Origin of the sequence: Brevundimonas sp. UBA7534, from assembly GCF_002479325.1 — a bacterium.
Lineage (GTDB): Bacteria > Pseudomonadota > Alphaproteobacteria > Caulobacterales > Caulobacteraceae > Brevundimonas.
This window is the reverse complement of sequence record NZ_DLMO01000149.1, coordinates 4,223-11,910: the sequence shown is the minus strand read 5'-3', so window position 1 is coordinate 11,910 and position 7,688 is coordinate 4,223. Positions and strand designations below refer to the sequence as shown.

General features: G+C 71.4%; 4 protein-coding genes. All 4 read right to left on the bottom strand.

Annotated features, from left to right (window positions below; genetic code table 11):
- On the bottom strand, positions 1 to 4,160 hold a 4,160-nt coding region (locus B2U11_RS12230), incomplete at its 3' end, for a strawberry notch family protein (RefSeq protein WP_292072052.1).
- A 157-nt stretch (positions 4,161 to 4,317) separates the two neighbouring features.
- The gene (locus B2U11_RS12225) at positions 4,318 to 6,360 is read right to left on the bottom strand and encodes a ParB N-terminal domain-containing protein (protein WP_292072050.1); all 2,043 of its coding nucleotides are present in this window, start codon (positions 6,358 to 6,360) and stop codon (positions 4,318 to 4,320) included.
- A gap of 51 nt (positions 6,361 to 6,411) precedes the next feature.
- Entirely contained in the window at positions 6,412 to 7,314 is a 903-nt protein-coding gene (locus B2U11_RS12220) for a toprim domain-containing protein (protein WP_292072048.1), read from the bottom strand.
- Between the two features lie 7 nt (positions 7,315 to 7,321).
- Positions 7,322 to 7,688, bottom strand: a 367-nt coding sequence (locus B2U11_RS12215; protein ID WP_292072046.1) for a JAB domain-containing protein, incomplete at its 5' end; no start/stop codon positions are given.

The window sequence follows — 7,688 nt, the reverse complement described above, 5'->3', positions numbered from 1 at the left end:
GCGATGATCTCGACGAAGCACCCGAGCGCGACCAGGGCGTCCCGGTCCGTCCGCCCGCCGACGACCTCGATCCGCCAGCGGTCCATGACCCGCGACCGCTTGAGCCACAGGCCGCCCTCCAGCGAGAGCTGGACGTTGCGATCCAGCAAGGTGGCGACGGTCCTCGCCCCGTCCGACCACGCCTCGCCGACATCGGTCAGGCCGAGGCTCGCCTTGAGGCTCCGGGCCTGGACCTGGTCCAGCACACGCCCCAGCCAGCGCCGGCCGTCCGGCGCCCTGACCCGACGCACAGAACAGCCGCGCGCGGGCAGCCGACCCCAGATCGGCAGCAGCAGACCGGTCGCGAGCGTGAGCTCGCGCGTCCGCCAGGGGTCGGTTCCCGCCACCTCCTCATCCCAGATGCGGCGCCATTCATCGACCGCCGCGGGCTTCCAGGCCGATTCCTCGAAGGTCCTCTCCGGCAGGGTCTGACGTCCATCGGGCCGGATCAGGCGAACGGCGGCGACCAGCCGGTCCTCGTCCGTGGCGGTGGTCAGGCCGAGCTCGGCGACCGCCGCCCGGCCGGATTTGGCGTTCACGACCAGCTGATGGGCGACGTCGGCGGCCCGGGCCAGCGCGTCATGCGAGAGCAGGATGTCGCGACGAACCCTGAGCGAGAAGGTCACCAGGGCGGTTTCAGCGCCGGTCGAGACATCGGTTCGGATGGTTTCCTGGTGCAGAACCGCCAATTCCTCCGCCTCGATGTCTTCAAGTCCACGGTCCAGATCCCCCGACGCGGCGGCGCGCTCGAGGATGCCCGAGAGAATGCGGTCGAAGTCCTCGAACAAGGCGTTCTGGTCGGCGATCCTGAGCGCCAGCAGGCGGTTGAGGAAGGTGTGGATCGGCGGCAGGTCGTCGGACGGCTTGAGCCCGCCGTCGGCGTCGAGCAGCTTGAGACCCGTTTTGGTCATGAAGGTCTCGAGCGTCATCGCAGCGAGTTCGCCGAACGCCAGGGCCCCGTAGAAGACCAGCAGGGCCCGGCGCGCCCATGGGCTTTCCAGATTGTCCTCGGCCCGGAAGAGGCCCGCCCCGGCCGTCCGGCGCTCGCCGCGCGTGAGCGCGCCGAGCGTGTCCAGACGGCGGGCGATGGTCGAGGTGAAGCGTTTTTCGCCCTGGATGTCCGTCGTGACCGGCCGGAACAGCGGGGCCGAGGCCTGATGGGTGCGGTGGCTCCGGCCCAGGCCCTGGATGGCGGCGTCGGCCCGCCAGCCCGGTTCGACCAGATAGTGGACCCGGCGCTGCCGGTTCGCCGCCGACAGGTCCGCGTGATAGCTACGCCCGGTGCCTCCGGCGTCGGAGAAGATCAGCACCCGCTTGCGGCCGCTCATGAAGGCGTCGGTCTCGGCGCGCGCCGCCGAGGCGCCGCGCCGTTCCACCAGCCTGCGTCCGTCGCCCACGACCACCCGCCGGGACCGCCCGGTGATCTCGGCGACGGCGTCCGCGCCGAGGGCCTCCAACAGGGCGTCGAGCACCCCGGGCACGGCGGGCAGGCAGGCCATCCGTTCGATCAGGCTCTCGCGCCGGGCCAGCGCCTCCTGGCTGACGGCCGGACGGCCGTCGTCCATGACCGGAACCAGGGTGACCTCGCCGCTCTCCCCCTCGACCGCCTCCATCAGGTGGATCGGGAATGCCTCGCGCAGGTAGTCGAGGACGTATTCGCGCGGGGTCATATCGATCGCAAGGTTGTTCCATTCCTCCGGTGGGACGGACGCCAGCCGCCGCTCCATCACCGCCTCATTGGTCGAGACGATCTGGACCACGGCCGAGCGATCGTGGCCCAGATCCTCCCGGATCGAGGCCACCAGGCTCGGCGCCTTCAGCCCCGCGAGCAGATGGCCGAAGAAGCGCAGCTTGGCGCCCTCGAAGGCGGAATGGGCCGCCGAGGCGGCTTGGCCGCTCCTGGGCTTGCTCGCCTCGTCGTTGACGCCGACGGCCTTCAAGGCCTCGGCGAGATTGGCGTGGATCAGTTGGAAGGCGTCGGCCCAGGCGTCCCAGATCGCGATGTCGTCGGACGTCAGGGGATGGACCAGCGGCTCGTATTCGACCCCTTCGAACGACAGGCCCCGCGCCACATAGAGGCCGAGCGCCTTGAGTTCGCGCGCCACCAGCTCCATCGCCGCCACCCCGCCCCGGTCCATGGCCTCCAGGAAATCCGCCCGCGACATGAAGGGCGCCTCCGGCCCGCCCCACAGGCCCAGCCGGGCGGCATAGGCCAGGTTCTCGGCGGTGGTGGCGCCGGTCGCCGAGACATAGAGGACCCGCGCATCGGGCAGTCGGTTCTGCAGCGCCAGACCGGCCATCCCCTGCAGCGACGCCTTCTTCGTTCCCCGCGCGCCCTTGCCGCCACCCGCGGCGTTGGCCATCGCATGGGCCTCGTCGAAGGCGATGACGCCGTCGAAATCCGCGCCGAGCCAGGCGATGATCTGGTCGAGCCGCGATTGACGGGCGCCCCGCGCCGGTTGGCGAAGCGTCGCATAGGTCGTGTACAGAATGCCCCGGTCGAGCCGGATGGCGTCCCCCTGTTTCCAGCTCGAAAGGGGCACGATGTCATGAGCGCCGCCGCCGATCGCCGCCCAGTCGCGCCGCGCGTCCTCCAGCAAGGCGTCGTTCCGTGACAGCCATAGCGCGCGCACCCGGCCCTGGCTCATGTTGTCGGCGATGACGGCGGCGATCTGGCGGCCTTTGCCGCAGCCGGTGCCATCGCCCAGGAAGAAGCCGCGCCGCAGCTGGACGGCGTCCTCCTGGTCCTCGGGCGCGAGCACCATATGGTGGGGCGCCGCGTCCAGCCGCCACTGTCCGGGCAGATGCGCGGCGTGGGCCTCGCCGGCGTAGATGACCATCTCGGTCTGGGCGTCCGAGATCCAGCCCTGGTCGCGCATGGCCGGAGGGAGGACCGGTCGATAGGTCGGCGCCGGCGGCGCCACCGAGGCCATGGGCCCGGACTCGACCAGAGGCGACGGATGCGGGCGGGGCTCGGGCAGAACGATCCGCCCCAGGGCGTGGGCCTGGTATAGCCCGACATCGCGACCCTCCCCCGTCCAGGCGCGAACCTCATAGGTCAGGGCCGCAGCCCCACCCAGAAAGGCCAGCCGGCCGGAGGGCAAGGCCAGGCCTCGCGCGCGTGGTCCCAGCAGGGCGTCTATCGTCACCGGCAGGCGCGTTCGCGGCCTGGCGCCGATCCGCGGCGAAATCGCCCCTGTCATCCGCGCCGCGCTCTGCAGGTCATCGGCGCTCTGGAGCGGCGCGGCGCCCGCGGAACCTTCGGCGCGGTCGATCACCAGCAGACCGGTCTCAACGGAGGTCCCATGTTTGGCGAAACCGCCGGACGGCAAGGCGATGCGGCTCACGACGGCGCCGACCTCGCAGAGGCGGCGAAGCAGCGCGGCGTCCGTCAGGGCGTTCAGGGGGACGATCGCGGCCAACCGGCCATGGTCGGCCAGGGCCTTCAGGGCCGCCGTCAGATGGGCGGCCAGGTTCGAGAACGGCGGATTGCACACCACCACGTCGAATTCGCCCGAGCCCGCGGACAGGTCATGGATATGGCGTCCGTCGTGGCGCGTCCGGTCCGCGCCCGGAAAGAGCCCGTCGAGGAGGTCGGCCCGACCGGTCGCGAGCTCGTTCAGGCTCAGCAGCCCACCGCAGGCCTCCGCGACCGAGGCGATGAGGCCCGTTCCGGCCGAGGGCTCGAGGACGCGGTCGCCGGGACGCACCTGGGCGGCCAGGACGGCGAGCGCGGCCAGATGAGGCGGCGTCGAGAATTGATCGAACGCGACCTGCGCCTCGCTGCGCCGGGACTGGGTCAGCCCGAGCGCCGAGACGGCCGCCAGCAGGGCGGTGATCTCCGCCGGCGCATCTTCCAGGCGGCCGACCTGGGGCGCGAGACGCCGGACCTGCAGCACCGTCGCCGCCTCTATCGCGTCATAGGCGTCGCGCCAGGCCCAGGCGCCCTCGGCGTCGGACCCGCCGAAGGCGGTCGTCATGATGGCGGCCACGAGCTTGCGGTCGAGCGGACGGGACCGCGCCAGATGCGCCGCCAACGCCCGGGCGGCGGCGAGGATATTGGCGGCGGCGTCGCCGGCGGCCGGGTCGGCGAACAATGACAGGTTGGGGGTCGAGGACATGGCGAAGGCTCCGGCAGCCTGGAGCGGAGGGCGCCTCCCTCCCGGTCCTGCAGGCTCGCCTCGCCCCGCCCTTTCCTCGCCCTTTCCCACGCCAGGGATTCGCACGACTACGCCGCCCCGGCTGAGCCGGGGCGGCGTCCGTCAGGAAGACTGGCGGTCAGGCGGCGGCGGGATCGAGCGCGGCCTCACCGGCCGGGGTGACGGCGAACGCCCCAACCCCGTCGTCGTTGAACGCAGGGTCTTGCTCGTCGATGGGCCGGTCGTCAGCTTCGTCGGCATCGTCCTCCGGCGAGCCCGCCCAGGACAGGCCGGCCGGCGCCCAGGTCCGCGACGCCGCCTGTTCGGCGACCCAGTCGACCAGTTCGCCCTTCTTCAGCGACCTGGCGCGGTCGTCTTCGGCCCCCATGGCCTCGAGCATCCCCAGCAGCAGCCCCTTGGAATGAAGCTGAAGGAAGGGCGCGTCCGGCGTCCAGTGCAGGGTGATGTCCGCCGCGCAGAGCGCGGCCAGTTCAGCCGCTTCCGCGCGGGCGCTGCGCCGGATCAGGGTCGTGCGTTCCTCGCGGACGTCGAGGCTGATCGCGGTCAGTTCGGCCAGCAGACCCATCTTCTCGCCATGCGGCAGCGCATGAACCCAGGCGATGACGGTCTCGCCCGAAGCCTGCCAGGTCGCGCGGCGATCGTCGAGCCGCTGGCGCACCTCTCCGTCCAGGGGTTCGATCACCCGCCCGCCGGCCGGATTGAACCCGGTGGCGAGGATCGCCAGAGCCGAGTCCGGGCGCGCCACATGGGTGCGCAGCACCAGAACGGTGAACAGGCGCGCGATCAAGGCGGTCAGGGCGGCGCCCGGGTCATCGGCCAGGGCGCGGATCAGTCCCCGCGTCGCGACGTCGGTGCGCACGCCGTGCAGGGCATGGTTGACGCCGTCGATCTCCGGCGCGGGCGTCGCCACTTCGGGAGGGACATAGGCCGGCGGAGCCGACGCCTGGTTCGGTGGACCGCTCCCGGTCGAACCGTCCTCCTCGATCTCGGGTTCCTCGGGCGTGTAGCAGCGCACATCGACGCCCGTGCCGGAGGCGGGCCACATAACCATCGTCGTCACCACCCGCCCGCCGCAACCCGTCTGGTCCGCCGTCACCCGGGCGCGGATCATGGCGATGATGGCAGCGTCCACAGTCTCGGGGTCGCCGGCCTCCGAGAGAGCCCGCCGGGCCGTCTCCGCCCGCTCATTGAACACCTCGCGCTGGGCCCGGTAACGCGCCATGTCTTCAGCCGGAAGCTGGCCGCCGTAGACATAGCCCAGCGCTTCCAGGTCATCGGGCAGTTCAGGCTCGGGTCCGGCGGTGACATGCACCGCGATCCCCTCGGCCTCGAAGACGGCGGCGATGGCGCGCGCCCGTCGGATCCACAGGTCGGTCAGGATGTCGGGATCGAGCAATACGGGCGCCAGCTCCCCGAACAGATCCGCCTCGGTGCGGCCGCCGGCTTCTCCATAGCGGACCGAATCCACCAGGGCGCAGCGGCGGTCCCGGGCGGTGACCCGCCCTTCGTCGAGCCGTTCCGTGATGCGCCAATCCTGAAATCCATGCCCGTCCAGCGCCGCCTCGGCGAGCTCGGCCTGCTCCGCCTTGTCCGGCAGACGGGCCAGCAGCCGGGCCTGTTTGAGGGTCATGCGCCCGGCCTTCAGGGCCGCGAGGGCGACCGGCGGCAGCCCGGCCAGGGCGGCCAGGCGTTTGACGTCGATCTCGGCGTAACCGAGAGCCCGGGAGATCACGGACACCGTCAGCCTGGATTTCAGCATCCGGCCGATGGCGGCGATGATATCGGCGACATGGACGGGCACGGCCGTGTTGGTCAACAGGACGGCCGCCGCCTGGCGAGCCGGATCGGTCTCGACATAGACCGTGACCGGGTAGGTCTCGTCGATCTCCCCCGCGTCCAGCAGCAAGCCCAGGGCCAGGCGCCGACGGCGGCCGTCCAATGCCATCCAGGGCTCCTCTTTTCTGCCGCGGCCGGGGCGGACGGTGAGGCGCTGCAGCTGGCCGGCGGCCTTCATCGTGGCGGCCAAGGTCGGGATGTCGTCATCCGGCGGCTCATTGAATCGCAGATTCTCGCGGGCGATGCCGATGTCGCCGAGGCGGACGGTGCGTTCGTCGCGCGCGACGACGACCGCGGGCATGCTGACAGGAACAAGGTCGGTCATGGGGACTCTCCTGCCGGGCGCCGGGGCCCATCCCCGCCGCTCCGGCGCCCATCAAGACCCTCGCTCCTCTCCTTTCGCCGCGGCGACGGCCACCTCGTTCCAGTCGCCGAACGGCGGGTCTGGAAGGACGATACGGACCTCCAGACCGCCGGGCACGAGGCGGCGTCGAAGCCGCGCCGCGCAGCCCTCGCCCGCGGCTCCCCGGTCGGCGGCGATCAGCACGCGGCGCACCCGCGCGGGCGGCGTCCAGGCCGCGAGGTTGTTCGCCGCCATCAGGGCCCAACCCGGAAGTTGGAAGCGGTCCATGGCGCACAGGGTCGTGACAACGCCTTCCCCGACCAGCATCTCCGCAGCCGCCGAAGCCAGGCGAACGGCGGCGCCGGCCGGAACCAGGCCGACCGTCTTTCGCGTCAGTCGCAGGCCCGAGGCGAGACGCCCGTTCCGGTCCAGATAGGTCAGCTCCACCGCCGTCAGCCGGTCCTCTCTGTCGCTGATCCGCGCGATCAGGGCGGGGCGACCCCGGCCGCTGGGCCGGTAGACAGAGATCGGCGTTTCCGGATGGAAGCCGAGGTTCGACGCGGCGGCGACGGCTTGAACGGCGCGGCGACGCAGGTAGCGATCGGCGGGGCCGCCGCCATCCAGCCCCCGACAACCGGCCCAGAGATCCGAGGCCGTCCGGAGACGAAGACGGGGATCGGGCCTTGGGACCGGCGGACCCGGCGGCCCACCGCCGGTCAATCGGCCGGCATCGTCGATGAAGCCCCGGTCGTGCAACTGATCGCGGACGGTCCTCCAGTCCGACCCGCCGAAGCCGTGAATGACGACCCGGTTGTCGGTCAGCAGCAGCGAGACCGAACGATCCCGCGCGCTATGGCCGGGCGCAGGGACATTGGCGCGCCGTCCGCCGGAATAGAGATCGCCGCCCAGGGCGGCGACGATGCGATGCAAGGTCATGGCCGCCTCAGATCAGGCCGAGGGCCTTGAAGCTGGCCGTGCCTTCCCGGCCGACGACGAGGTGGTCATGGACCTGCAGATTGAAAACCCGCGCCGCCTCGACGATCTGTCGCGTCATCTGGATATCGGCCTGCGACGGCGTCGGGTCGCCGGAGGGATGATTGTGGACCAGGATCAGGGCCGACGCCGAAAGTTCAAGCGCCCGGCGAATGATTTCGCGCGGATAGACAGGGGCATGGTCAACTGTCCCGTCGGCGACGAGTTCGTCCCGCATCAGCTGGTTCCTGCGATCCAGAAACAAGGTCCTGAACTGCTCGCGCGGCTCGTGAGCGAGCGCCGCCCGCACATAGGCCACCAGCGCGGTCCAGGACGTG

Coding starts and splice junctions, on each gene's coding strand:
- B2U11_RS12225 (WP_292072050.1), bottom strand. CDS start 6,360: ATGACCGACCTTGTTCCTGTCAGCATGCCCGCGGTCGTCGTCGCGCGC.
- B2U11_RS12220 (WP_292072048.1), bottom strand. CDS start 7,314: ATGACCTTGCATCGCATCGTCGCCGCCCTGGGCGGCGATCTCTATTCC.